The organism is Herbaspirillum huttiense (assembly GCF_047300815.1).
Lineage (GTDB): Bacteria > Pseudomonadota > Gammaproteobacteria > Burkholderiales > Burkholderiaceae_D > Herbaspirillum > Herbaspirillum huttiense_A.
In genome coordinates, this window is sequence record NZ_CP178609.1 from 243,833 (window position 1) to 270,222 (window position 26,390).

General features: G+C 55.1%; 26 protein-coding genes. 21 read left to right on the plus strand and 5 right to left on the minus strand.

Annotation, left to right across the window (positions count from 1 at the left end):
* The first annotated feature begins 122 nt into the window (after positions 1 to 122).
* The 3 genes from ACLRDN_RS26505 to ACLRDN_RS26515 are packed head-to-tail and all read left to right on the plus strand — an operon-like array spanning position 123 to position 4,380.
* On the plus strand, positions 123 to 2,879 hold the full coding sequence (locus tag ACLRDN_RS26505) for a class I SAM-dependent DNA methyltransferase (RefSeq protein WP_413460471.1): 2,757 nt from the start codon (positions 123 to 125) through the stop codon (positions 2,877 to 2,879).
* Between the two features lie 17 nt (positions 2,880 to 2,896).
* Complete coding sequence (locus ACLRDN_RS26510) at positions 2,897 to 3,649, plus strand: nucleotidyltransferase (protein ID WP_413460472.1); 753 nt, start codon at positions 2,897 to 2,899, stop codon at positions 3,647 to 3,649.
* Positions 3,650 to 3,651: 2 nt separating this feature from the next.
* Complete coding sequence (locus tag ACLRDN_RS26515; RefSeq protein WP_413460473.1) at positions 3,652 to 4,380, plus strand: DUF6602 domain-containing protein; 729 nt, start codon at positions 3,652 to 3,654, stop codon at positions 4,378 to 4,380.
* 21 nt (positions 4,381 to 4,401) lie between these two features.
* Here ACLRDN_RS26515 and ACLRDN_RS26520 read toward each other — a convergent pair whose 3' ends face one another.
* Together ACLRDN_RS26520 and ACLRDN_RS26525 are read right to left on the minus strand one after the other, a co-directional pair.
* The gene (locus ACLRDN_RS26520) at positions 4,402 to 4,848 is read right to left on the minus strand and encodes a hypothetical protein (RefSeq protein ID WP_413460474.1); all 447 of its coding nucleotides are present in this window, start codon (positions 4,846 to 4,848) and stop codon (positions 4,402 to 4,404) included.
* A gap of 293 nt (positions 4,849 to 5,141) precedes the next feature.
* Positions 5,142 to 6,014, minus strand: a complete 873-nt coding sequence (locus ACLRDN_RS26525) for a hypothetical protein (protein WP_413460475.1) — start codon at positions 6,012 to 6,014, stop codon at positions 5,142 to 5,144.
* Positions 6,015 to 6,425: 411 nt separating this feature from the next.
* Here ACLRDN_RS26525 and ACLRDN_RS26530 point away from each other — a divergent pair, with 411 nt between their 5' ends.
* From ACLRDN_RS26530 to ACLRDN_RS26555, 6 genes are all read left to right on the plus strand, one after another.
* Positions 6,426 to 6,755, plus strand: coding sequence for a hypothetical protein (locus ACLRDN_RS26530; protein WP_413460476.1), 330 nt, complete (start codon positions 6,426 to 6,428; stop codon positions 6,753 to 6,755).
* 10 nt (positions 6,756 to 6,765) lie between these two features.
* Positions 6,766 to 6,978: a hypothetical protein gene (locus ACLRDN_RS26535; protein ID WP_413460477.1), complete on the plus strand. Its 213-nt coding sequence runs from the start codon at positions 6,766 to 6,768 to the stop codon at positions 6,976 to 6,978.
* Between the two features lie 40 nt (positions 6,979 to 7,018).
* Positions 7,019 to 7,429, plus strand: a complete 411-nt coding sequence (locus ACLRDN_RS26540; protein ID WP_413460478.1) for a hypothetical protein — start codon at positions 7,019 to 7,021, stop codon at positions 7,427 to 7,429.
* A 295-nt stretch (positions 7,430 to 7,724) separates the two neighbouring features.
* Positions 7,725 to 8,291: a hypothetical protein gene (locus tag ACLRDN_RS26545; RefSeq protein ID WP_413460479.1), complete on the plus strand. Its 567-nt coding sequence runs from the start codon at positions 7,725 to 7,727 to the stop codon at positions 8,289 to 8,291.
* 104 nt (positions 8,292 to 8,395) lie between these two features.
* Positions 8,396 to 8,794 carry a hypothetical protein gene (locus ACLRDN_RS26550; protein ID WP_413460480.1) on the plus strand — a complete coding sequence of 133 codons (399 nt, stop codon included), beginning with the start codon at positions 8,396 to 8,398 and terminating at the stop codon, positions 8,792 to 8,794.
* A gap of 43 nt (positions 8,795 to 8,837) precedes the next feature.
* Positions 8,838 to 9,149, plus strand: a complete 312-nt coding sequence (locus ACLRDN_RS26555) for a hypothetical protein (RefSeq protein ID WP_413460481.1) — start codon at positions 8,838 to 8,840, stop codon at positions 9,147 to 9,149.
* Between the two features lie 152 nt (positions 9,150 to 9,301).
* Here ACLRDN_RS26555 and ACLRDN_RS26560 read toward each other — a convergent pair whose 3' ends face one another.
* From ACLRDN_RS26560 to ACLRDN_RS26570, 3 genes are all read right to left on the minus strand, one after another.
* Complete coding sequence (locus ACLRDN_RS26560; protein ID WP_413460482.1) at positions 9,302 to 9,829, minus strand: hypothetical protein; 528 nt, start codon at positions 9,827 to 9,829, stop codon at positions 9,302 to 9,304.
* Between the two features lie 94 nt (positions 9,830 to 9,923).
* The gene (gene tnpC / locus ACLRDN_RS26565) at positions 9,924 to 10,274 is read right to left on the minus strand and encodes a Tn3 family transposase post-transcriptional regulator TnpC (protein WP_413460483.1); all 351 of its coding nucleotides are present in this window, start codon (positions 10,272 to 10,274) and stop codon (positions 9,924 to 9,926) included.
* The gene (locus ACLRDN_RS26570; RefSeq protein ID WP_413460484.1) at positions 10,271 to 13,285 is read right to left on the minus strand and encodes a Tn3 family transposase; all 3,015 of its coding nucleotides are present in this window, start codon (positions 13,283 to 13,285) and stop codon (positions 10,271 to 10,273) included. Before ACLRDN_RS26570 ends, tnpC begins: the two co-directional genes overlap by 4 nt.
* Before the next feature lie 466 nt (positions 13,286 to 13,751).
* On the opposite strand from ACLRDN_RS26570, the gene ACLRDN_RS26575 reads away from it, so the two are divergent.
* The 12 genes from ACLRDN_RS26575 to ACLRDN_RS26630 all read left to right on the plus strand — a co-directional run bounded on the left by ACLRDN_RS26575 (position 13,752) and on the right by ACLRDN_RS26630 (position 26,379).
* Positions 13,752 to 14,258, plus strand: coding sequence for an exonuclease domain-containing protein (locus tag ACLRDN_RS26575; protein WP_413460485.1), 507 nt, complete (start codon positions 13,752 to 13,754; stop codon positions 14,256 to 14,258).
* A 14-nt stretch (positions 14,259 to 14,272) separates the two neighbouring features.
* A complete protein-coding gene (locus ACLRDN_RS26580) occupies positions 14,273 to 14,755 on the plus strand; it encodes a hypothetical protein (RefSeq protein ID WP_413460486.1) in 483 nt (160 codons plus the stop codon).
* Between the two features lie 250 nt (positions 14,756 to 15,005).
* Positions 15,006 to 15,332, plus strand: a complete 327-nt coding sequence (locus ACLRDN_RS26585) for a DMT family transporter (RefSeq protein ID WP_413460487.1) — start codon at positions 15,006 to 15,008, stop codon at positions 15,330 to 15,332.
* A 111-nt stretch (positions 15,333 to 15,443) separates the two neighbouring features.
* Entirely contained in the window at positions 15,444 to 15,779 is a 336-nt protein-coding gene (locus tag ACLRDN_RS26590) for an ArsR/SmtB family transcription factor (RefSeq protein ID WP_413460488.1), read from the plus strand.
* Positions 15,780 to 15,821: 42 nt separating this feature from the next.
* The gene (locus ACLRDN_RS26595) at positions 15,822 to 16,331 is read left to right on the plus strand and encodes an arsenate reductase ArsC (RefSeq protein ID WP_008328786.1); all 510 of its coding nucleotides are present in this window, start codon (positions 15,822 to 15,824) and stop codon (positions 16,329 to 16,331) included.
* A 65-nt stretch (positions 16,332 to 16,396) separates the two neighbouring features.
* Complete coding sequence (locus tag ACLRDN_RS26600) at positions 16,397 to 17,680, plus strand: arsenic transporter (RefSeq protein WP_284079410.1); 1,284 nt, start codon at positions 16,397 to 16,399, stop codon at positions 17,678 to 17,680.
* Between the two features lies 1 nt (position 17,681).
* Entirely contained in the window at positions 17,682 to 18,881 is a 1,200-nt protein-coding gene (locus tag ACLRDN_RS26605) for an MFS transporter (protein ID WP_088749738.1), read from the plus strand.
* 9 nt (positions 18,882 to 18,890) lie between these two features.
* On the plus strand, positions 18,891 to 19,319 hold the full coding sequence (gene arsC, locus ACLRDN_RS26610) for an arsenate reductase (glutaredoxin) (RefSeq protein ID WP_050470556.1): 429 nt from the start codon (positions 18,891 to 18,893) through the stop codon (positions 19,317 to 19,319).
* Positions 19,285 to 20,022: an arsenical resistance protein ArsH gene (arsH, locus tag ACLRDN_RS26615; protein ID WP_154134776.1), complete on the plus strand. Its 738-nt coding sequence runs from the start codon at positions 19,285 to 19,287 to the stop codon at positions 20,020 to 20,022. The genes arsC and arsH overlap by 35 nt, the downstream gene beginning before the upstream one ends.
* Positions 20,023 to 20,516: 494 nt before the next feature.
* On the plus strand, positions 20,517 to 21,761 hold the full coding sequence (locus tag ACLRDN_RS26620) for a TolC family protein (RefSeq protein ID WP_413460489.1): 1,245 nt from the start codon (positions 20,517 to 20,519) through the stop codon (positions 21,759 to 21,761).
* Positions 21,758 to 23,242, plus strand: a complete 1,485-nt coding sequence (locus ACLRDN_RS26625; RefSeq protein WP_413460490.1) for an efflux RND transporter periplasmic adaptor subunit — start codon at positions 21,758 to 21,760, stop codon at positions 23,240 to 23,242. The genes ACLRDN_RS26620 and ACLRDN_RS26625 overlap by 4 nt, the downstream gene beginning before the upstream one ends.
* A complete protein-coding gene (locus ACLRDN_RS26630) occupies positions 23,239 to 26,379 on the plus strand; it encodes an efflux RND transporter permease subunit (RefSeq protein ID WP_413460491.1) in 3,141 nt (1,046 codons plus the stop codon). The genes ACLRDN_RS26625 and ACLRDN_RS26630 overlap by 4 nt, the downstream gene beginning before the upstream one ends.
* Positions 26,380 to 26,390: the final 11 nt, after the last annotated feature.

Consider the following 26,390-nt stretch of genomic DNA (forward strand, 5'->3'; position numbering starts at 1 on the left):
AGGCTCAGCCTAGGGGACCCGGGGATCTGTTCAGAAGATATGCAATTAAAGGTACAAGACTAAATTTAAAAACTAACAACATTGCTCCCACGAGCACCGGGGAGCGTCTCAAGGGAGCAAGCATGCCGCTGTCATGGAACGAGATCAAAGATCGAGCTATCGCCTTTTCAAAGGAATTCGAAAAGGATTCATCTGAAGACGCCGAAGCGAAGTCATTCTGGGATGCTTTTTTTCACGTTTTCGGCATCACGCGGCGCCGCGTGGCCACCTTTGAGCAGCCGGTAAAAAAAGATGACGGCAAGGGTGGCTTCATCGACCTTCTCTGGAAGGGAAATTTGGTGGTCGAACACAAGTCGCGTGGAAAAAACCTCAACCGCGCATTTGTCCAGGCCAAGCAATATTTCAGTGGTCTAAAGGAACGGGATTTACCTCGTTATGTGCTTGTTTCCGACTTTGCGCGCTTTCGTCTTTACGACCTTGATAAGGCAGAGGAACATGAGTTTGCACTGAAGGATCTGCACAAGAATGTCCGCCTGTTCGGCTTTATCGCGGGTTACGAAAGTAAGACTTTCACGGACCAAGACCCCGTGAATATCAAGGCGGCTGAAAAGCTGGGACTTCTGCACGACCAACTCAAAGCAAGTGGTTACGAAGGCCACCCGCTTGAGGTGTTACTCGTACGTTTGCTGTTCTGCTTGTTTGCAGAGGATAACTCCATTTTTGAGCGCCAGCAGTTTCGTGAGCTCATCGAGCAGCGTACTGCCGAGGATGGTTCAGACTTGGGCCCAATGCTGGCGAACCTCTTCCAGACCTTGAACACGCCTGCTGAGAAGCGACTGAAGAAACTTGACGAGCAGTTGGCGGCGTTCCCCTATATCAATGGCAGACTATTTGCTGAGCCGTTACCTCTAGCAGCATTTGACGCAAAGATGCGAGACGCGATGCTGAACTGCTGCGCTCTAGACTGGTCGTTAATATCGCCTGCGATCTTTGGTGCATTGTTTCAGTCGATCATGGACAAGAAGGCCCGCCGTGATCTTGGCGCCCACTACACCAGCGAGCAGAACATTTTAAAGGCGCTAGGTCCGCTGTTCCTGGATGATTTGAACGCTGAATTCGAAAAGGTGAAACGTGATAGAAAGCGCCTTGTCGCGTTTCAACAAAAGCTAGCCCGCATTAAAATTCTCGATCCCGCTTGCGGCTGCGGTAACTTTTTAGTGATCGCCTATCGAGAACTAAGAAAGATTGAGCTCGACGTCCTCCGCGAAGTTTACAAGAGTGCTTCTAGTGGAATGCTGGATGTAAGCTCTATCGTTTTCGTCGACGTTGATCAGTTCTACGGCATCGAACTTGAGGAGTTCCCCGCCCAGATCGCCCAGGTCTCATTGTGGATGGCTGACCATCAGATGAACCTAAAAGTGTCGGAGGCTTTTGGCCAGTATTTCGCCCGGCTTCCCTTGAAGAAAGCGCCGAACATCCTCCACGACAACGCCCTTACCGTAGACTGGAGCACCGTGGTTGCGCCGACAGAGCTTACCTATATCGTCGGTAACCCGCCCTTCCTGGGCCATCACCTCCAATCTGCCGAGCAGAAGCAGCAGATGCTGACTACTTTCGGTGAGGACGGGCCGTCCGCCGGTGTGATGGATTTCGTATCAGCTTGGTACTGCAAAGCAGCGGCCTTCATTCAAGACACGCCGATCAAGGTAGCCTTTGTATCGACAAATTCGATTACACAGGGTGAGCAGGTTGGTATCCTCTGGCGCTCTCTGATGCGTCGGTTTCCCGTCTATATTCACTTTGCACACAAGACGTTCAAATGGAGTAGCGAGGCGCGTGGAAAAGCCGCAGTTTACTGCGTCATCATCGGTTTCGCTGCGACGGACAACGACAACAAGGTGCTCTACGAGTACGACTCCCCAGATGGCGACCCCCATGCGGTCGCCGCAAGGCGCATAAATGCCTACTTGGTGGACGGTCCCTGGGTGCTGCTGGAAAACAGATCAAAGAACATGTTTGGCATGCCAGAGATGATGTACGGCAGCAAACCCACCGACGATGGCAACTATCTTTTCACGGATCAGGAGAAGAAGGATTTCTTGGCGGCCGAGCCCGGTGCCAAGAAGTTCATGAAGCCCTTCGTCAGCGCACACGAGTTTCTGCATGGGGAGAAGCGATGGGTCCTTTGGCTGGTGTCTGCGACGCCGGCCGACCTGGCTTTACCCATGGTCAAGGCCAGGGTGAAGGCAGTCGATGCTTTCAGAAAGGCAAGTAAAGCGCCAACGACACGGAAGTATCCCTATCCGATGCTGTTCCGCCAAGTTACTCAGCCCACTAGTGATTACATCGTAATTCCAGCGCATTCCTCTGAAACTCGGGAATTCATACCACTCGGCTTTATGTCGAAGGACCAGATTGTCGGCAACAGTTGTTTCGCGCTTCCCGGTGCGACGCTGTTCCACTTCGGCGTAATGATGTCCCGGATGCACATGGCCTGGGTAAAGTACACGTGCGGTCGCCTAGAGAGTCGGTACCGCTACTCGAAGGACATCGTGTATAACAATTTCCCGTGGCCTACCGCCAATGAAAAGCAGATAACGGCAATCGAAACGGCCGCTCAGACAGTACTTGATGCTAGGGCCAAATATCAATCACTCCCGTTGGCGGATTTGTATGATCCCGTCGCAATGCCGGTCGAGTTGGTCAAAGCACATGCACTACTCGATAAGGCGGTTGAGAAGGCCTACGGAGTTAGCGGCCTCGGATCCGACAATGATCGGGTCGCCCTTCTGTTCGAACGCTATCTTGCAGCCGCTTCTGTTCTCGATGAAGGCGTGTCTGAGAAAAAGTCGAGGCGTAGCAGGGCGGAGAAAGTCTGAGCTCAGGGAGCTGGAAGATGTCAGCTGATCAATACCTACGTAACGTGTTGGCCAAGTACCAGGTAGATCGCGCCGGCGCCCTGGCGGCGGCGCAGCAGCAGATCGCACCTGTCGTACAGGCGTGGGCGGGCCAATACTTGAGCTCGATCGAGCTGTCTGGTTCCTTGGCAAAGGGGACGGCCAATGCCGGCGCCAATGACATGGATCTCTTCATCGCGTTGTCGTCAACCACTCCTGGCACGCTCAAAGAGATCTACGAGTCGCTGTATAGCCATGCCGCCTTGCGGTGGCCCGCAAGGCGCCAGAATGTTTCCATTGGCGTGCAGCTGGCCGGTTTCCATTTCGATCTAGTACCAGGCCGGAGGCAACCGGGTTGGCAAAACTGGTTCTCATTGTGGCGAAACAAGTCGCAGGCGTGGACACAGACCAACATCGCCCTGCAAATAGAAACAGTTGCTGACTCAGGCCGCATAGAGGAAATTCGCGTGCTCAAGCGCTGGCGGACGCTCGCCGGTTTGGAGTTTCCCAGTTTCGTGTTAGAGCTCGCAGTCTTGCGTGCATTGCATGGCCGTCGTATAGGAGACTTGGCCAACAACGTGAGCGCTGCGCTGGAATGGCTCCGGGATAACATCCTCACCGCGCGGATAATCGATCCTGCCAACTCGAATAATGCCGTGACAGACGACCTCTCTGTCCAAGATAGGGCTGCGATCGCTGTCGCGGCCGGCGCGGCCCGAGCCCAGCCGTATTTCTCTAATTTTGTGTGGTGAGCATGATGAAGATTGATCTACGCCAGCTATTCGCTGATCGCCAGCAGCAGCTGGCCTTACAACTGCGTCTCGCCCGAGTTCATATCGACCATCCTGTCGACAAAGGGGCTGTGTCTGAGACGGGATGGCTCGAACTGCTGCGCGGATTCGTCCCAGAGCGATATTGCGTGGACAAGGCGACTGTCATCGATAGCCACGGTGGCAGGAGCGAGTCGATTGATCTTGTTGTCTACGATCGCCACCACACACCTCTGGTGTTTGAGATGCAGGGATTCCGCTACGTCCCTGCAGAAGCGGTGTATGCAGTCTTCGAGGTTAAGCAGTCTCTCAACGCAGACCACCTCGCCTATGCGGCTAGTAAGGCCGCTTCAGTGCGACGGTTGCATCGCACTAGTGTGGCTGTGACCGATATACACGGGACCACGCCCGTCAAGCCACCAATCCCCATTCTGGCTGGCTTGCTTACCACAGAAATCGCCTGGGCTCGCCCGAGCGTCGCCGAGCAGCTGCGCAAGCACGCGGCCGGCCTAGATGACGCACATGCCATTGATCTGGTGTGTGCAGCGGACAGTCACGCATTTGACATTCGGCGCCACGAAGGCGCGCTGCAGCTGCAAGCTTCAGCTCCGGACACGGGTCTAGTATTTTTTTTGTTTAGCTTCCTTCAGCGTTTGCAGCAGCTGGGCACTGTGGCGCCAATTGACTTCTCGGCGTACCGGGAAGCAATGTAGGTTCGACTGACGCTAGCCAGGTTAAGGCGCAATGCATTGTCCGGTTAGCAGCCAGTTGCTGGTTTTGTCGTAAGGGTAATATGTCGAACCACCCTTCAGTAGAGTCGGGCTGCTCCAGAGATCGCAGCCCTGCACACGTCCGACGCCATCAACAAACCCTTTGGTCGCGATCGCGATCATGGCATCACCTGGCTTCAAGCGGAACCTGGCCGGGAAGTCAGCCAAGTCATCGCGGCTGAGGCGACTGACCTTGATATAAACTGGCCTCATCCCCGCTTCGGTAAGACGATCAGCGAGAGAGCCCTTGACCGTCGGCACACTACCAAGCACTTTTGCGATCTTCACTGGATCCGTAATCTCGCCGGAGCTTTCCCCTGACTTGCCTTGTGCAAAAACTCCGCTGCTTAAACCGATCGAGGCCGCAGCGAGACTGACGAACGCAGTGTTGATGATTTTTCGGGTTTGCATAGAAATTTGATAATGAACTACGTTAGCCAATTCTCTCATCAAGGTCAGGCGAACTCAACCGAACACACGCATTTCCCGAAAGTTGTTCCCCCCACTCCATGCATAAACGGTACTGGATTTTCACCATTGCAGAAAAAGGTGCCTTTCGACGGTTTGTTATCAGGTCCTTAGGCAGGCAGGTGCCTTTGATGCGACCGATCATCAGCAGAACACGTGTATGACTGCAATAAAAAATGCCCGGTCTCCTGTGGGGAGAACCGGACATATGGGTTAATACGTGTTGTAAGAAAAAATCAACCGCAGTACTTCAATTGCAGTATTTCAACTGCATTTAGTGCGGCGGCTTCTTGAGTACCGAATTCGCTGCTGCTGTTGGAGTCTTCGCCGTTACGCCAATGCCAGCTCGGTAAGACATCACTGTCTTTTGCTGACTTCTCGATTAGGCTAACATCGTTATCTGCACACAGTATGCGCGCCCAAACACCAGGACGGTGTTGTTGCAACCAAGCCATTGCGCTATCAGCATCCACCGAACACTCAAACCCGACCGGCTCCCTCCTCCCGTTCGTCGCGCGGCACATCGCCATGAGATTGCTGATATCGTCGTTACTGTGCTCGAAATGCTCGGCGACCGAGTCGGAAACGTAATCGCCCGTCCAGCCGATACCGTGAAGCTTGATGATGTCAGCATCAGTCGCTGTCAAAAACCATGCTGCCGCGTCGAATTCGACCTTCAGCACACGCAAGTCGTCGTGAACCTCGGCGTGAACGCGCACACGCGGTAGTACTTCATAGCGGCTGCGTAGTTCATCCGCCGAAGTATTTTGAAGATCTTCGATTGGAACGCGTTGAGGCCATTCGCTGTAGGGGCACGTATCGTCTGAACAATAGTCTGCGACCACTGCACAACCGCACTTGCCGCACACAGGCGATGGGGTGATCCCGCCCGTCAAACGTCGAGCGATTTCCGCACTCACCATTGACAGTTGCTTGATCATGCCATCGATGTCATCGGTGACGATACTGACGTCATGGCCTTCAGCAAGATGCTCTTTCCAATGAAGAGCCATGGCTTGGAGTGCGCCATTGGCACCGACACTAAAAATGCCATTGCCGTCAAATTCGCGGCACACTTCTTCTACGACCGATAATGCAGGGTGATCCATTTATGCTCCTTAAGAAAATTGGTGGAAACTTCTCCTAAACCTTTGGCTTAGCGCTTCGGAATGAACGACACGCGTCGATAATCGCGACACTACTTATGCCCGTGAACTCGAAGGAGTCTTTGCTAAAGCGCGCCACAGTGTTTCCCGTCTTTGCCAGGAGAGTGTTTAGAAGTCCTTATGGATTGCTCTTTCGGTCTATCAAAAAGAGATAAACGATAACCAAATTATGTTGTACATTAATGCCATCAGAACTAGGCCAGAAAAGAAGCATCGCGGCCGTAAGCCACTGCAGCTTAATAAGAGGCGCCCTGACATAGGCGCGATGCCGATCGACCCTGATATCGCCGAAAATGCTAGGCGTGTCGTGACGGAAGCGGCTAACGCCGATGTCCACAAAATCAAAGAGGAAAAATGAGTCGAGCACCGATAACCGCAGCCATGGCCCATGGCCTGTACGACGCATTGGTTAAGTATGCTGGCGCTATTGATGTCGATGATCTAAGGCAGCGGTTTGTCTACGAGTTTTCTCAGAAAGCATCCCCTACAAGCGAATATCGTTTCCAGGGGGCACTTGGGTTTGGTGGAAAGTTTCGCTACCCGCAGTTGACGGTCGATTGTTACCCCGAAGACCTGACGCCCTCCAGAAACACAATGATCCAAGAAGCCAATGTGGCCTTGGCGCAGTTTGCATTGCTTTTAGCTCCTCGCCCCGCGCCGGCTGAAGCAGCTGCTCAAAGTTGAAGGAAACACTATGTCTGAAAAGCTCCCAATTTGGGTCGTTTACGATAACCCCACTGATCTGCCTGGCAGCTTTGTGGCACGCAAATGGTTGCTCGATCAACCGTCAACTGAGATTCACCAGGCCCAAACCCTCGAAGACTTACGTGGCAAGCTGCCAAAAGGTTTGATCAGGCTTCCGCGTAACCCAAATGATGATCCCAAGATCGTTGAGTTGTGGGTCTGAGTCCAGAGGAAAAGGTGCCAAGCAAGCCCGGGGAGTCGTAGTGGAAACTTTGGAAATCAAAGAAGGTTTGACTTACAGCGGTGCACGTTGGAAGGCTAGCCGTAAGGTCGTGGAGATAAAACGCCATCGCGGCCAGGAGGCGGTAGTCCATTATATTGACCAGCGTACTTTACGAACTGGTAACGCCCCCCTGGGGCGATTTGCCGCGAGCGCCAACAATATTGCCAAGGGTGCTGTTGAGTTGACGGTGGGTGCTGTCCATTTAACCGCTAACGAAAAGGACTGGCTGATTAAGTTGGCCACGGCTCCAGCTCGAACTCTGCGTCGGTTAGACTGTCAGGATAATCGGCTTATGAACGGCCTGGTGACGAAGGGGATGGCAACCTCATGCGAGGCGATGTCCTGGACGATTACCGACCTTGGGTTGCAACGCTGCACCTCCATCTGCTAAAGGTCGCTTGTGGCGGTGAATTGGTGCTATTGGGAGCCGACGGTCTTCAGAAGGAGAGATCTTGCAAGCGTGGCTCGTCCGCATGACGAGTACGGTGAACCGGTGCGGGCCTACTGGCTAGCATGGCCACCTTTCATATCTGCAGATACCTTGCGGGAAGTGACATCTCTCCGCTTCAAGACAGCCGTTGATGCCATGGAGTTTATCGATGCGCGTTGGCCTATCCAAGATCTTTAAGCCGCTACTAGGTATCTCATCGCGTGTCTGATGACACTGGAGAAGACGGAAACTTAATATGGTAAATATTTCCCCCGATCGGAATCAGCATCCAAACGTCAAAGAACTGCTTTGCTGCTGGGTAGCCGGCCAGTTATGTGTCCTGGTCCCTAAGCGTCGAGGCGCTGGTTTCCTGAGGGTTCCCTACGGACACCATTTCGACGAGGCATTGGACGACATTGCCAGTACTGTCTCCTGTGACGTGTTTGGGCTCGATGGTATGCTGGAATTCGAATGCGGTGGAAGCACTTATCACGATCAAGTTGCGCGGGAGAGATTCTTCAAAAAAGTCGTCCCGAGCCTGGAGACGCACTACGGTGTGCCGGCCCGCGAGGTGTCGCAGTCTGAGTTCTGGCGGTATCACCCTATCACTAAGATGATTCCTGGCACGGGAGAATTAGTGGAGATTCAGAATCTCAAGAAGATGCTTCAGGCACCGGCATTTGATGACCTCACCGTCGTTCGCATGGCGAGGCGGGATCTTGATACCGGCGACATAAATGCAGCGCTCGCTCGACTTCGGGTGGATGCCGATAAGATTAGGATGTTTGATAAACAGTTGTATTCGCTTCTTGTGCCAGGCTGAAGCTGGCAAATGTCGAAAGCGTCTAGGGTGTCCTGGCCAAGGTAACAGGCTCGTGACCTTCTTGCCTCCTAACCAATTTACCAGAATCAAGTATTGGAATAGATATGCCTAATGTGGCCCGTGAAAACGAGTTAGAGCAGGCCCTTCATGATCTCATTGATTATATGAAGGCGATGCCTAGAAGCCCCGCTACTCACCACGCAATTCAAAAGGCTGAAGCGGTCATTCAGAAAGCGGGATCGATTCAGCTGCTGGAGGCTGTGTCCATGACTCCCGCCGGCATAGTCCCAATTGCTGCAAGAATATATGGCAAGTCGCTGCTCCTGAAGTCGAGCGATACGAGAAATCTTCAGAATATCTGGCCCACGCACAAGGAATTTCTCCACCGACAGCTTGCGGATGGATATCTACTTAAACTTCAGCCGCCTGTTGGTCGTGGGCTCCACCTGTTCGAACCAGATATACAGCGCCAGATCGAGCACCACAACAGCATTGCTGATTAATAAGATAATCTCTTTCACACAAATAATTCTAAGGAAATGCAAAATGCTAGTACGTGTTTTTGGCAACACCTCCCTTAACCCTGACGCCGTTGGGAAGCTGGTGCTGGAGGTCGAAATGACTGATTCTGCACGGACGAATACGACGAAAGTATATGACCTCACCGGGCAGCACGAACTGCTCAGCGCAACTACGACCGTTCAAACCGGCCCAGACGCGTTCGCGCGTGACCCGTATGCTGTGGACCGCGACAATCTTATTCACGCCGAAATTCGAAAGTCTTTACACGAACGGCGAGACGCTTTGGAGTGGGGCCAAATCGATAAGGCTGTGCGCGAAGCGGCGGCTAAAGAGTGAAGAACCGGCTGGAAGGCCAAGGCGTTAGACAATCAAGCGATGAAGTAAAAGTGCCCCATTATCTGAAGCGAATTTGCCTTCCTCCGATGCCAATAAAGAGAGGGTGCCTCACTGCTGGGGCCCGCATGGTGGGGACCCGGAACATGGCCACGTTACTTCCGCGGTCCCTTTTGGTTGGCTTCCTCTCCCTTGCTAGCTGTCTTCGCCAAAAGCTTATCAATTAACGCGTTCTTCTCACGCTCTGCCGCCTGCGCCGCCGAGACGAGCTGGGCCTCCAGCAGTTGAATATGCTTTTCCGCCGCAACTGCACTTCCCTTGGCCTCGATGAGGGCGGCCTGCATGTCGTCGGCCCGGCGATTTGCCTCTTTCCCGAGGGTGGCAAGCTCTTGGCATTCGTCTTTGTGCCTGTCTCTCTCCAAAGTCATCTGACTTAGCGCTTCTTCTTTATCAGCCAGAACGTCCCGAACGCGCGACAGCTCAACCGAGCTTTGGGCCAGTAAGGCTTGCTGTTGCGTGATGGTCGTCTGCTGCTTTTCGTAGCTTTTCTGACGGTCAGCCAGCTGCTTTTCAAATCCGGCAATCCGTGTGTCGAACTCGCGCCGTGCGGCGGCTCGCTCGTGGGCGACTACGTCCTCATAGTTGGCGTGCTGCTCATGCAGCTGTGTTATCTCTGCGCGCAAGCTTTGACATTCGGTAGTCGGGGGGCAGCCGAGATAAGGCCAATGTTCATACATAAGCCTAAACGTAATAAAATTCTGCGTCTTTATAACTGATTCAATCTTTTGGCGCGAGTGCCTCAAGGGGCTCTATTGATCGCTGCCAACCACGCATAACCCCTACGATGCGTTGAACGCAGCTGATTGTGTCAAATACCATCTCTGGCAATGAGTCCTCCCCTGTCGGCACAGAGAGACCCGCGCCGTTTAAGACGGTGTGTGCCATCCCATGCAGGCGAAGTAATTCGTCTCGCAATCCGTCTTCTGAGCGCAGCAAATCTATGACCTGATCAAGTTCATCGACGATAGTTAATAAAGCCGAAGTGTCGAATTCCTGCTGAAGTTTTTTTAGAGCACTGTTATCTACCAAACCATAGGCCGTTTTTATGGTTTCGTGTTCTTTAGTCATGCGCCTCCCTCTGCGCCTTTCGGTGCTTCCGCTCTTGCTCTCTTGGCTGCCTGTTTGAATAGTGCCTCCTTAAGCCAAGCCTCCGGCGGACGTTTCATATCAAGGAAATAATTTCCGAAGCGTTTGACGCCCGTGGTGCCATAGGGACTCATATATGTTGCATCTTCAACGGCAATTTGCTCACCTTCTGCATAAAGCTCCTGGATGATTCGCATCATATCCACCGTGTTCTGCAAAATGACAGCAGAAGCCACTAAGTCGATATATCTCACTCTCTTTTGCTGCTCGTTCAAGTCGTTTTCGGTAATGACGTCACCGCCAAAATCGAGCCATTTGGTGAAGGCATGGTAAGACTCGATTTTATTGGTCGTAGCGGTCACTTCTTGACGCATCTCCTTTTGCGAAATCCAGCGCAACAGGTAGATGGTGCGCAATACTCTGCCCAGCTCCCTTGCGGCGGCAAAGAGTCGATTGTGGCGGCCGTCATGACTCAATTTTCGAAGGAGCATCGGAGACGCCACCTTCCCTTGCTGGATCGAGATCGCTACCTGCATGAGATCTTGCCAGTGGTTCTGGATTACTTTCCAGTCCACGACGTCGCTAAACAGTCTGTCGATGTGCTTGTACTTAGTGGCCTTGTCAGCTTTATAGAATTTTAGATCCTTCCAGTTACGAATTCGAGGCATTAGCTGGATGCCATTCAGATAGGTGAATGCAAATACGACCTCAGATTGCCCGTGCGTGTCCGAATAGACCGTGTCTGGCTGGACGCTCAGACCCGCTTTCATCAAACCTTCAATGACATATATTGCTTCCAGCATTCCCGGCGGGATAAAGCTGCGGAAATTCGCAATGTAGTTGTCCGCCACATGACGATACGCCACCGCGCCCATCCGCTTGTATCGGAAGTGCATGCCGACAAGGAGATTTTGTTCGTAAAAATTGTGATGTGTGGCGTCAGCAGCCACCTTCGTTCCGTCTCCCCAAAGTTTCGGCAGTTCCAATCTGAGGTATAGCTCCGTAAGGTCGCGACAAGCGTTGTCTAGTTGTTCCAGGCTCATATGGCGCTGGTTGACATAGGAAAGCTGATGAGGGGTGACGCCATTGGACAGATGTCGAGCGGCCTGATGCGGCCCAAGGTTGCATCCCATTGCGAATACGGTCAGCAGGTAACGTTCGCGAGCATTGCGTAACTTGGGGTCGTCACCGGACTGCGGCCCGAAATTACGAGTGAACCCCGTCCAATGCTCAATGTTGGCGAGGATGTCGAGCAGATTGCGAGGCACGAGCCGGCTATCTATCGCAGCTTGCAGCGCAATGGCTGAGGCGGGAATCTCGCGGGCGGTGACGCGCCTCAAAGTCGGCTCCCCATTGGCGCCGATCGATACGTCGCCGGCGTGCAGAGGAAATTCGCTATCCACCTGCGCAGCAGTGTCCGCCAACATGCTTTTGAGGTTTTCGACGAACGCTTGAGGATTGGCAGCGATACCAATCCGGTCGCAATAATCTGGGAGTAGTGCCTCGCACTCCTTCCAAGAGAGAAGCTGACCACGGTAATCGGCAAATGTACCAGCACCTTCGATACACACGTCGCCACTACGCAGATCACTGGCCAGATGGGAGAAGACGCAGACTTCTAGGTAACGACGATTAGTCGGGTTTCCAAGGCCGTGAGAACGTCGAACAAGTTTATGCCATCGTTCCGAAGCAAACGATAGATCTACCTCATCGGCGATCCATTCTGCTTTCCGGTGTTCGTTCTCCATTACGATATCCAAAGCTTTGAGAAGAGCCTTGTCCTGCGTTGCCGGATGAAAAACCATCACCTTCGCCATCTGGAACATGGCAGCGCGCCAGGATTTGAAAGGCTTCCATAGCAACGGAAGATGATTTCCTCCGCTCCAGACGCGGATTGCCTCACAATCGCCCTGCAGCCGTTCCAAGCTGCCATGTGGAGCCAAGAGATCGCGGATACGCCTTCCTGTCGGAGCATCTTCCATACCTTCAGCGAGAATCTCCACAACCTGTTCTAAGGTTGCGACAAGCTCTTCACTGAGCTCCCGTTGCCGCGCCTGCAGAATTTGCAATTCTTCTCGCGCACTTTTGTGAATAGCGCTGATGCGTCGAATGAACATCTCTGCAATGTCGTCTCGGGCGCCAATCCGCATATGATGAATGAGGGCCAGAATGAGCGTTTGTCTTTTCCCCGGGTTGTAATCTTTCATTTCGGCCGCATCGAGGACCGCTGCACGGTCGGAGAGATGTCGCAATTTGTTGGCCGGCACATCTTCCAACAGCGTTCCGGGGTCAGGCAATGACTCTAACCAATTTAGCTGGTCCAACACTAAGTCGAGATGCTTACGAGAAGCCTTTTTAGCAGAGCGTTTAATCTGGTGATAAAGGGATCGGCGCTGTGGCAATTCGGTATCTAGAAGACCGTCAAGCCATTGCCTTTGGGCAGAGGACAATCGTAGGGAGATCTTTTTGTAGAGCGCAGACTCCACTGCAGCGTGAGCTTTTTCGGCAATGGTGTCCAGGGTGCTGAAGGCAGGAAGCTCGTACCCTGACCGCACCAATTCCTCGACTGTGATATTGATAATGTCTACTCGAGTATCAACGATGGCGGCCGCGCGTTGCGAGATCTCAACAGTGATCGGTCTGGTCTTCACGTGCTCATATGGCGTTACCCCGAGCAGCGTGCGAATTGCCTTGTGATGGCGATATGGGGATATGTTCGAGTCAGGGTACGAAATTGCATGGACAGGCTGCATACCAAGACTCGCAGAAATATGCTCCACAACTTCCGGGGGAATTGCATCAATGGCAGGAAAGTAGCGCAAAAACTGAAAGCATTTCAGATTCACCAGTAATGCGAGGCGCCTCGGCGCGGAACGGGCGAATCCGGCGGCCCATTCTATTTCTTCAGGCCGCGGGGTGAAGGTCGCATGAAGATCTTTAAGTGTTAGCGTACGTGGAAATCTAGGATACGCAGTCCGTTCGATACTGGCCATGGTAAGGGGATCCTTGGCAGGGTCGTTCAAAGGCGAAATCGTTGAGAAATCGGAGTGACATCAACAGGCTCCACGGACATTGCATCAGCCGAAGGTTCGTTGTCAATGGCAAGTTTTCACGCTCTCAGATATTCTTTGTATGTTGAGCCGACTCAAGTCGCAACATGAATAAATTGTGACCACGAGATGCTATAAACTGTGGAATGAAATGCCCCAAAACGTGACTCGGCCGATGCGCTCAATGGAAGGGCGAATATTTTCCACTCGCTTCAGCCGCAGATTCAGCAGCAAACATTTCTCAGCTAGCTGATAGCTACCAGCTACCCTACAAGTTGAGCCGGCTCAAGTTGCGAAATTACCCTCAACGCCGGACCAACCCCATTATCAAGAGGATCATGTGGCAAGAATTCTAGTTGTCGACCTCGAAGCGACCTGTTCGGACGACGGCAGCATCCCACCGGAAGAGATGGAAATCATTGAAATCGGTGCTTGCTGGGTCACCGAAGGTGGCGTGGTACTTGAGCGATTTCAGCATCTGGTGAAGCCGCTGGTGCGGCCGGTACTTACCCCATTTTGCAAGCAATTGATCGGCATCACCCAAGACGAGATTGATCAGGCACCGCTGTTTCCTGTTGCAGCGCAGGCGCTTCAGACCTTTGTCAGCGAGGCTGTATCGAGAGATACGGTCTGGATTAGCTGGGGAGCTTACGACTTCAAGCAGATGCAGAGGGACTCGGAGCGGCATGGTATTGTCTCACCGCTGACCATGCCGCACCAAAATGCCAAGAGATTGTTTGCCAAGGCTCAGCGCATTGGGAAAGAGGTGGGCATGGCAAAGGCCTGCGCGCTCGCCAAGATCGAAATGGAGGGGCAACATCACCGAGGACTCGACGATGCCGTAAATGTCGCCAAATTGATGCCCTGGATCCTGGGAAGCGCCCATCTCGGCGTTCCCAACGTTCCGGTTTTGTAAGCTAGGACTTTGCTATGGCGTTCAATGTGTTCATCGATACCGAATTCACCGATTTTCTCGATCCGCAGCTTATCAGCATCGGTCTCGTAGCCGAGAGCGGCGAAGAGTTTTATGCCGAACTGCCCTATGACATCAAGGCGTGCAGCGCTTTTGTGAAGGAGGCTGTGCTTCCTTTGCTGGGGTACGCCCCGCATACGGAAGTGGCAATAAAAGATTTGTACGGGAAGATAACGCAATGGCTTCGTATCGTTCGGCCCACTAACGAAGACGTCTTCATTTGCTACGACTACCAGACAGACTGGGATCTATTTTATGACGCGTTGGATGGTAGGGTTCCCCCTTGGTGCAAGCGTCGGCTCGTGGCAGACCGCATCAACGAGCTCCTGAGATACGAATACCACAAGAAAAACAAATTGCCGGAACATCATGCACTGAACGACGCTCGTGCAAATTGCTATGCATTTCGAGAGCCCCCTCTCGAGCAGCCAGCTAACTAGCTCAGTGCCTTATGGTCCTTAGCCAAACTGGCGTTGATGGGCGAACAGGTTCTGACTATCTATCGGGAGATCGAGAGCGATGCGCAAAAAGCTGTGGCCAAAAGACTTCCCAGATTACTCGCCCTAATTCGCCCGGACGAAGAGCATCAATCGTAGGCTCTGCCGCACCTTGGCTCATTTTTCCCAGCTATATAGGGCCGCGACTTTATTTCATTTCTCACTGTGATTTCTCTTCTAGAAGGGTCGTTTGATGGGGTGGTTATTCTTGTTGCTCGCAGGCCTATGTGAGATTTTTTATGCCGCCGCGATGCCGCGCACCAATGGTTTCACCAAATTGGGGCCTAGCCTCTTTTGTTTTGCCTTCATCGCTTTGAGTATGTATCTGCTCTCGTTAGCGACACGAACTATTCCAGTTGGCACCGCCTATGCCGTTTGGGTCGGGATAGGAGCTATTGGTACGGCAATCTACGGTATGACGATGCTGGGTGAAGAGAAGGGGCTAGTGCGGATTTTGTGTTTTGGACTGATTTTGGCCGGCATCGTCGGGTTGAAATTGGTTTCGCAAGATCGCCAGTAGGCACTTTATATTTCATCGCCACCTTTGCCACAAAACGACAGATAGCAGTTGCCTCTTGCTTCAATTTTATAATTCAATAATAATTGAATCATTGGATTGATTGGAGCTGCTATGGAAACCAAGACCGTTATTGCCGCACTGGCTGCCCTGGCTCAGGAGTCACGCCTGGCCATCTTCCGTCACTTGGTACAAGTAGGGCCAGAAGGCAGCGCCGCCAGCAAGATTGGGGAAGCGCTGGACATTGCCCCTTCGTCTCTGTCTTTTCACATGAAAGAGCTGTCGCATGCCGGTCTGGTGACTTCGCACCAGGAGGGGCGCTTCGTCATCTATGCCGCCAACTACACCGCCATGAACGATGTTCTGGGGTTTCTCACCGAGAACTGCTGCGGTGGCAATGTGTGCTCGCCTGTGAGTGCATGCTGCGAGCCAGCCGCTACTGCCGAATAATCAATGCCTGGAACCGCCAGGCCTTCACGCCAAGGAGTCACCATGTCCACTAGCCAACAGAAGACCTACAACGTTCTTTTCCTCTGCACCGGTAATTCGGCTCGCAGCATCATGGCCGAAGCACTGCTCAACACCATGGGCAAAGGCCGTTTCAACGCCTACAGCGCAGGCAGTCATCCAGCCGGCGCCGTCAATCCGCTGGCGCTGGAGCAGATCCACGCGACTGGCTATCCGCTGAATGATCTGCGCAGCAAGAGCTGGGATGAGTTCGCGGCACCGGATGCCCCCAAGATGGACTTCATCATCACGGTTTGCGACAACGCCGCCGGCGAGGTATGCCCGATCTGGCCTGGACAACCGATCTCGGCCCACTGGGGATTCGAAGATCCTGCGGCTGCTACCGGTACCGACGAGCAAAAGCGCGCCGTATTCTCGAAGGTTGCGCGTCAGATCATGACCCGCGTGAACATCTTTGCCAGCCTGCCGTTCCACACGCTTGAAAAGACCTCGATCAAGCGAGAGATGGACGCTATCGGCGCCACCCCGGTTTAAACCTTACGGCAGGAGCCATTGGGCTCCTGCCTCCCTGACTCCTCTTCTCTGACCAAGGAAAGAAAGTGCTGGCCGCTTTTGTCATCTTCCTGCTCACCCTGATTTTTGTCATTTGGCAGCCCAAGGGGCTCGGCATTGGCTGGAGCGCGTGCGCTGGCGCGGCCGTGGCTTTGGCTGCCGGCGTCATTCATCTTTCGGACATCCCGGTTGTCTGGCACATCGTCTGGAACGCCACGGGTACCTTCATCGCCATCATTATCATCAGCCTGCTACTGGACAAGGCCGGCTTCTTCGAGTGGGCAGCTTTGCACGTAGCCCGGTGGGGTGGTGGTCGCGGCCGCATGCTGTTCGTACTGCTGATCCTGTTGGGCGCAGCCGTATCCGCCCTGTTCGCCAACGATGGCGCCGCGCTGATCCTGACGCCGATCGTCATCGCCATGCTGCTGGCGCTGCGATTCTCGCCCCAGGCGACGCTGGCCTTTGTCATGGCAGCCGGCTTCATCGCCGACACAGCCAGCCTGCCGCTGGTGGTGTCCAACCTGGTGAATATTGTCTCGGCGGACTTCTTCAAGATCGGCTTTGCGGAATATGCCTCGGTCATGATCCCCGTCGACATCGTGTCAGTCGTGGCGACGCTCATTGTGCTCCTCCTATACTTCCGTCGCGATATCCCCGCAAACTATGACCTGACCCAGGTTCCGGATCCCGTCTCTGCCGTCCATGATCGAGCAACGTTCGTTGCCGGCTGGTGGGTGCTTGCGCTGCTGCTGGTGGGCTTCTTCTGGCTGGAAGGCCTCGGTGTGCCCATCAGCGCCGTGGCGGCGGTCGGCGCACTGATCCTTCTGGCAGTTGCAGGCAAAGGCCGTGTCATTTCCACACGCGAGGTCATCAAGGGCGCGCCCTGGCAGGTCGTGTTCTTCTCGCTGGGGATGTACCTGGTGGTGTATGGGCTGCGCAATGCGGGCCTGACGGACTACCTGACAAGCGTGCTGAACGGCTTTGCAGAGCACGGCGTCTGGGGCGCTGCCCTCGGTACCGGCTTCTTGACGGCTTTCCTGTCGTCGATCATGAACAACATGCCGACGGTACTGGTGGGCGCACTGTCGATTGACGCCACCACAGCCCAAGGCGTGGTGAAGGAAGCAATGGTCTACGCCAATGTCATTGGCAGCGACCTTGGCCCCAAGATCACCCCCATCGGTAGCCTGGCGACCTTGCTCTGGCTGCATGTGCTGGACAAGAAGAGCATCCACATCTCATGGGGCTATTACTTCCGGGTGGGCGCGATGCTGACGCTGCCCGTCCTGCTGATGACGCTGTCCGCCTTGGCACTGAGGTTGGGGAGCTGAAGTGGAGGCCCGCAAATCGACCTGGCTGATCCCTTCGCTTGGGCTGACCCAGATTGTCGGCTGGGGCTCGATGTTCTATGCCTACGGGATCTTGATGCAGCCGATGCAGACGGAGCTGCAGCTCTCCAAGCCAGTCGTGGTCGGAGCTTATTCCCTTGCGCTGCTCATTTCGGGGCTGATGTCGACGCTGGCCGGCAGCATCATTGACCGCATCGGTGGCCGATTGCTGATGGGCGCCGGAACCGTATTGGCCGCCTTGATGCTGGCGGCCATGTCGTTCGTTCACGATGCGCTGGGGCTTTACCTCATCTGGGCGGTAATCGGACTGGCCATGAGCGCGACGCTATACCAGCCGGCGTTCGCCGTGTTGACGCAGGTCTTCCAGGCAGATTTCCGCCGCGCCATCACGATGTTGACGCTGTTCGGCGGCTTTGCCAGTACCGTCGCCTGGCCGCTGACCCAATGGTTGCTGGAGCAGTACGGCTGGCGGACGACGTGGCAGATTTACGCGGTGGCCAACCTGGTGATCTGCCTGCCGGTTCATATGCTGCTTCCAGCAGCCAGGTCTATTCAGAAGACTAAGGCCGCCGCCAATAAGGATTGGGACCTGAAGGCGGTGCTACGGCAACCGAGTTTTTATGCAGTGACGACGGCCGTGACCTTGAACGCCCTGGTGTTCTCGGCAATGTCGTTGCACTTGATGTCGATTTTGCATGATCGCGGAATGACACCGTACTATGCTGCCGCAATCGGAGCGATGATTGGCCCCATGCAGGTGTTGGGCCGAATCCTGGAGACCACGATCGGGAAGAAGGCCAGCACCAGGCAGACGGGCCAGTTTGCCATTTCCTTGCTGCCAGTCGCTTTGCTTCTGCTCTATGCCCCAGCTGACTGGCTGGTGCTCTACGGACTGTTTGCCATCCTGTACGGCATGGGCAACGGCGTCATGACCATCGTTCGCGGGACGCTGCCAGCCGAGTTGTATGGCCGTGAGGCCTACGGCGCCATCAGCGGCGCGATGGCAACTCCGGTCACGATCGCTTTCGCAGCCGGTCCGTTCGTTGCATCGCTCCTCTATAGCGTCGGAGGCGGCTATCCCGGTGCCATAGCTGCCCTGGTTGCCATAGCGGCGACGGGAGCAATTCTCTTCTTTTTCGCTACGGCGGCGATTCGCCCGCAATCAGAGCCGATTTCACAATAGGACCTCACCATGACGATCATCTATCACAACCCCGCATGCGGGACCTCCCGCAACACCCTGGCCATGATCCGCAACAGCGGCGAAGAGCCGACCGTGATTGAATACCTGCAGCATCCGCCCAGCCGCGAGCAGCTGGTCAAGATGATTCAGGATGCCGGCCTGACGGTTCGTGAAGCCATCCGCCAGAAAGGCACGCCTTATGCTGAGCTGGGTCTGGATGACATTACCTTGACCGACGATCAACTACTGGATGCAATGCTGGCCAATCCCATCCTGATCAACAGGCCATTCGTCGTGACGACCAAGGGGACCAGGCTGTGCCGTCCGTCCGAGTTGGTATTGGACATCCTCCCGAACCCGCAGCAAGGCGCTTTCACCAAGGAAGATGGCGAAGTCGTGATCAATGCGGAGGGCCAACGTGTCGCACCAGGTAACTGATCTGCCTAACGTCGATCCCGGCCAGTTCAAGGTGCCGGCGATCGGTGACTTCTCGAAAATTGGCGCATCGACCCACCGTCCGCGCTTTCTCCTGCTGTACGGATCTGTTCGTGAACGTTCTTACAGCAGGTTATTGACCATGGAAGCGGCACGGCTGCTGGAAGCGATGGGCGGCGAGGTCAAAATCTTTGATCCCCGCGGCTTGCCGCTGCCGGATAGCGAACCGGAGACACATCCTAAGGTCGCGGAACTACGCGAGCTGGCGAACTGGTCCGAAGGTATGGTTTGGTGTTCGCCAGAGCGCCACGGCGCTATGACCGGCATCATGAAGGCCCAGATTGACTGGATTCCGTTGACACAGGGGGCTATCCGTCCTTCACAAGGCAAGACCTTGGCCGTCATGGAAGTGTCCGGTGGATCGCAGTCCTTCAATGCTGTGAATCAAATGCGGATTTTGGGGCGCTGGATGCGGATGCTGACCATTCCCAATCAATCCTCGGTGGCCAAAGCGTACCTAGAATTTGACGACGCTGGCAGGATGAAGCCATCGCCTTACTACGAGCGGGTGGTCGATGTGATGGAAGAACTGTTCAAATTCACGCTGCTAACGCGTGATGTCTCGCCGTTCCTGACCGACCGATACAGCGAACGCCGAGAAAGCGCATTAGAACTGAGCAAGCGAATGAACCAGAAATCTATTTAAACCCAGCTCATCGAGACATGATCTATAATTTGTGCGATGAAAATGCTTCGTACATTTCTGATAGTGTTGCTAGCCATTGCCATTCCCCTTGAGGGATTGGCGGCTGTGCGCATGGTCGAAATGATGCGTAGTGTCACTCCTGCCATGGAGATGTCGGTCTCCGCAAACAGCTCGGACGAAACTTGCGTCATGAGCATGTCAAGTGGGGACAAGTCATCAAAATCGACGGCGCCATGCAAGATGGGAGACGCCTGCAAGATTTGCCAAGTGTTTCCGTCGACCACACCTTCAGCGGACGTTAATCTGCACGTTCTTCCCTTGATCGCAACGGTCTCCCTGTTGCCCGAATCGTTTCTTCCTTCCCACGATCCGTCCGGATTGTGGCGTCCCCCTCGTTCACTCTGATCGTTGCTGATTTCTTGACACGCTTGGCTTGAGCGCCAAGTGGTCTTTCGCGCGCTTTTTCGCGCAGTCACGCTATGGAGTGAACAATCATGTCCTTTCACAGGATATCCGGGGCCCTGCTTGCTTTGCTAGCGGGGATGTCCGGCCTTGCCCACGCGGCTCCCTTATCTTTTAACGCTGCGCTCGATATCGCCGAGCGCCAGTCTCCCAACCTGGCCTCCAACAGGGCCCAAATTGCGGCAGCCCAATCATCGGCGATACCTGCAGGTGCTTTACCTGACCCCAAGATCTTTGCCGGTATCGACAACTATCCCGTCTCCGGGCCGGATCGAGGCCGACTCAATGCCGACTCTATGACGATGCAGAAAATCGGCGTCATGCAGGATTTTCCCAATGCGGCCAAGCGCCAGGCCCGCGTTGCCGTAGCCGAAGCTTCGATCGAAACTGCGCAAGCACAGCGGCAAGTGGAGCGCCTCAAGCTGCGCAGAGCCACGGCCTTGGCTTGGCTCAACCGCTATTTCCTGGAACGCAAGATCTCGCTGTTCGATGATTTGGACAAAGAGAATTTGCTTTTGGCAGATGCCGTGCGCGCACAGATCGCGTCTGGCCGTACTCAGGTAGCCGATAGTGTGATGCCGAAGCAGGAAGCGGCTCAATTGGCTGACCGTCGTGATGAACTGATCCGCGACTTGATCAAGGCCAAGTCCGGCCTCCGCCGCTATGTGGGTGGTGAAGCCGATGAACCGTTGGTGGATGCTTTGCCTGACTTGCGTATCGATGCTGACCATTTACGCAATCACTTGCACAAGCATCCGGAATTGGAAGCCTTTTCTGCCGAGAGCCACAAGGCGGAAGCTGAATTGCGCCAAGCGCAGGCGATGAAGAAGTCGGATTGGGGTGTCGAGCTGGCCTATCAGCGGCGTGACCCGCGCTTTGGCAACATGGTGTCGGTTCAGTTCACGTTCGAGATTCCGGTTTCCCCCGCAACAAGGCAGGATCCCCTCATCGCGGCAAAACAGCAGGAGCTATATCGCATTGATGCGGATCGTGAGGCCATGCTGCGAGATCACACCAACGAGCTCGAAAGCGATCTGGCCGACTACCAGTCCTTGACCCGCCAGCTTGAGCGTGCCAACCAGACGGTTTTGCCCTTGGCACAGCAAAAAACCGATCTTCAATACGCCAGCTATCGTGCGGGCAAAAGTGACTTGGCGACAGTCCTGGCGGCACGCCGGGAAGTCGTCGACCAGCGCCTGAAAATCATCGATTTGGAGGCGCAAAGATCCGCAGTAGCCGCCCAACTCTATTTCGCCTATGGGGGAGATCAACAATGAAAAAAGTCACTTATCAGATCGCCATGCTGATCCTGGCTGTCGGTGCCGGGAGCGGTATGGCCGGCTATTGGGTGGCACATCGTGCTGCCGGAGCTCAAGCCATGCAGGTTGAGCCAGCGAAGGCAGCTACGCACGTAGAGCGTAAGGTTTTGTATTGGTACGACCCAATGATGCCGAATCAGCGTTTCGACAAGCCGGGAAAGTCGCCGTTCATGGACATGCAACTGGTCGCGAAATATGCGGATGAGCAAGGTGACGGCGCCGGCGTCAAGATTGACTCTGGAATTAGCCAGAACCTGGGAATGCGCACCGCCAAGGTCGAGCGTGGCAGCTTTTCGAGCACCGTGCGCGCTGTCGCCAACGTGCAGCTCAATGATCGCCAAGTGGCGATTGTCCAGGCCCGAAGCAACGGCTTTGTTGAGCGGGTCTACGCACGTGCTCCTGGCGACGTGATTGCACGCGGCGCGCCCCTGGTGGACTTGCTCATTCCGGAATGGGCTGGCGCCCAAGCGGAATTTTTGGCGGTGCTCGGTACGAAGGACCTGGCGCTGATCCAGGCCGCACGCACACGTCTGCAGTTGCTCGGGATGTCGGGTGATCTGATTAGCCGTGTAGAGAAAAGCGGGCGACCGCAGACGGTAGTGACCATCGCTGCACCTATTGCGGGCTTGATTCAGACCTTGGATATCAGGAGTGGAATGACGGTATCGGCTGGAGCACCTTTGGCCAGGATCAACGGGCTCGATACCGTGTGGCTAGAAGCGGCAATTCCTGAGGCGCAAGCCGCATTAGTCAACGTCGGCGGTAAGCTGGAAGCGGATTTTGCGGCGTACCCAGGCGAAAAATTCACAGGCAAGATCCTTGCCGTTCTGCCGGAGAGCAACGCCGACAGCCGTACCCTCCGGGTTCGCGCCGAGTTGCCCAATCGCGATGGCAAATTGAAGCCGGGCATGTATGCGCAAATCAGCTTAGGAGGCGGCAAGGCAGCACCAAGCCTACTGGTACCGTCTGAAGCGGTTATCCGTACCGGCGCGCGCAATATCCTGCTGGTCACAACAGGCGATGGTCGCTACCAGCCGGTCGAAGTGAAGCTTGGCCAAGAATCCGATGGAAAGAGCGTCATCCTGGATGGCGTCACTGAAGGCCAACAAGTTGTCACGTCCGGTCAATTCCTCATCGATTCCGAGGCCAGCCTTAAAGGCGTGCTCGCGCGGCTGAACACTTCACCAGACGCCGACGCCAAGAGCGCCCAGATGTCACTCAATGAGGCGACCGGGAAAATCGAATCACTGCAGGGCCCTGACATCACGCTCTCGCATGGTCCGGTCCCAACGCTGGGTTGGGGAGCCATGACAATGTCCTTCAAGCTGGCCCGGCCTGAGATGGCAGCAGGTCTCAAGACCGGAGATAGCGTGCATTTCGGCTTCCAAGAGAGAAATGGCGATTATGTGATCGTGAAGCTGGATCGGAGCACGCCATGATCGAAAAACTCATCAAATGGTCGCTTCGCAGCCGCTTCCTGGTCTTGTTTGGGGTGCTTTTTCTGGGAGCCTGGGGGTTATGGGCGCTCAAGACCACCCCTGTGGACGCGTTGCCCGATCTTTCGGATGTTCAGGTCATCATCCGGACTACCTATGCTGGCCAGGCACCGCAAATCGTCGAGAACCAGGTAACGTATCCGCTGGCAACTACCATGCTGTCGGTACCGGGGGCAAAGACCGTGCGGGGCTACTCGTTCTTCGGGGACTCCTTCGTCTATGTCTTGTTTGAGGACGGCACCGACATGTATTGGGCGCGTTCCCGGGTACTGGAATATCTCAACCAGGTGCAGGGGCGCCTCCCAGCTTCGGCCAAAGCATCACTAGGGCCGGACGCTACCGGCGTCGGCTGGATCTATGAGTACGCGCTGGTTGACAGGACCGGGCAACACGACCTGGCCCAGTTACGTAGTCTGCAAGACTGGTTCCTGAAATATGAGCTCAAGAGCCTGCCCAATGTCGCCGAGGTCGCAACGGTAGGCGGCATGGTCAAGCAATACCAGGTGGTGCTCGACCCGGTGAAACTGGCGGCCTACAACATCGCACAAGACAAGGTCGTCGACGCGATCAAAAAGGCCAACCAAGAAACCGGTGGCTCGGTGCTGGAGATGGCGGAAACCGAGTACATGGTGCGGGCTTCCGGCTATTTGAAGACGCTGGCGGACTTCCGCAACATTCCCTTGGCGACGGGGAAAAACGGCGTACCCGTCAAACTGGGCGATGTAGCGGCCATCCAATTCGGGCCGGAGATGCGCCGCGGCATTGCGGAACTCAATGGCGAAGGCGAGTCGGTGGGCGGCGTCATCATCCTGCGTTCAGGCAAGAATGCGCGAGACACCATTGCGGCCGTCAAGAGCCGACTGGAAGAGCTCAAAAAAAGCCTACCCGCTGGTGTTGAGGTCGTACCCGTCTACGACCGCAGCCAATTGATCGATCGCGCCATCGACAATCTGTCGCACAAGCTGCTTGAGGAGTTCATTGTCGTTGCAGTCGTTTGTGGCCTGTTCCTCTGGCATCTGCGTTCCGCACTGGTGGCAATCGTCTCTCTGCCGCTGGGCATCATGATTGCCTTCATAGTCATGCGGTACCAGGGCGTCAATGCCAACATCATGTCCCTAGGAGGGATCGCCATTGCAATTGGTGCCATGGTCGATGCCGCCGTTGTCATGATCGAGAATGCGCACAAGCATATCGAAGAGTGGAAGCATCGACATCCAGGGCAACCTTTGCAGGGGGAAACTCATTGGAGGGTCATCGGTGAGGCGGCCGCAGAGGTCGGACCAACGCTGTTTTTCTGCTTGCTGATCATTACCCTGTCGTTTATCCCGGTATTCACACTGGAGGCGCAGGAGGGACGCTTATTCGGGCCATTGGCATTTACCAAGACCTATGCAATGGCCGGTGCCGCCGGATTATCCGTCACGCTGATCCCGATCCTGATGGGCTACATGATCCGCGGGAAGATCCCCTCGGAGAACAGCAATCCGCTCAATCGCTGGCTGATTCGTTGCTATCGGCCGTTACTGGAAGCCGTCTTGCGCCGGCCTAGGACGACACTGGCAATTGCGGCGCTTGCGCTGTTGACGACCTTATGGCCGATCAGCCGTTTGGGCGGCGAGTTCTTGCCGCAGATGGATGAGGGGGATCTACTCTATATGCCGTCTGCCTTGCCAGGCTTGTCTGCATCCAAAGCTGCCGAACTGCTGCAACAGACCGATCGCCTCATCAAGACGGTTCCGGAAGTCGCCAGTGTTTTCGGCAAAGCTGGCCGTGCTGAGAGTGCGACCGATCCCGCCCCCCTGGAGATGTTCGAAACGACCATTCAATTCAAGCCGCGTGATCAATGGCGCCCCGGCATGACGCCGGCGAAGTTGGTGAATGAGCTTGACCGGGTCGTCAAAGTGCCTGGCCTGTCAAATATCTGGGTGCCGCCCATTCGTAACAGGCTGGACATGCTGGCTACCGGGATTAAAAGCCCGATTGGCGTCAAAGTGTCTGGCGCCAGCCTGGCCGATATCGACAAGACGGCGCAAGAAATTGAACAAGTTGCCAAAGCGGTACCGGGCGTCAGCTCCGCACTCGCCGAACGTCTCAGTGGCGGACGTTACGTGGATGTCGATATCGACCGGCTGATCGCCGCCAACTACGGTCTCAATATCGCTGATGTGCAAAGCATCGTCTCGTCGGCCATCGGTGGGGAGAATGTCGGCGAGACGATTGAGGGACTGGCACGTTATCCGATCAGCGTTCGCTATCCAAGAGAGACTCGCGACTCGCTGGAGCGACTGCGCGATCTGCCGATCCTGACCGCCAGCGGCCAGCAGATCACCTTGGGAACCGTCGCCAAGCTGAAGATCAGCGATGGCCCACCCATGCTCAAAAGTGAGAATGCTCGGCCCAGCGGCTGGATCTATGTCGATGTCCGGGACCGGGATCTGTCATCTGTGGTCGCCGATTTGCGCGCCGCGGTCAGTTCCAAGGTAAAGCTGACGCCCGGACTGAGCATTGCCTACTCGGGGCAATTCGAATACCTGGAGCGGGCAAATGCACGTTTGAAGCTGGTGGTGCCGGCAACGCTGATGATCATCTTCGTACTGCTCTATTTGACGTTCCGGCGCTTCGATGAGGCAGCATTGATCATGGCGTCACTGCCATTTGCTTTGGTCGGCGGTATTTGGTTCCTCTATGCCCAAGGCTACAACCTATCGGTTGCCACCGGTGTCGGATTTATCGCTCTTGCGGGCGTGTCCGCTGAATTCGGCGTAGTCATGCTGCTGTACCTGAAACAGGCGGTCTCTGTCCGTGAACAACAGATAGGCGCTATCTCGGTCCCGGTACTGGAGGATGCAATCCGCGAAGGTGCCGTTCTCAGGGTCCGCCCAAAGGCCATGACCGTCGCGGTCATTCTGGCAGGCCTCATTCCGATTTTGTGGGGAAGCGGCACCGGCTCCGAGGTCATGAGCCGGATTGGAGCGCCGATGGTCGGCGGCATGATTACCGCTCCATTGCTTTCGATGTTCGTCATTCCGGCCGCGTATCGCTTGATGCGTGGTCGTCAACCCAAAGCCAATCCGGCTTAATTTATCCTCAA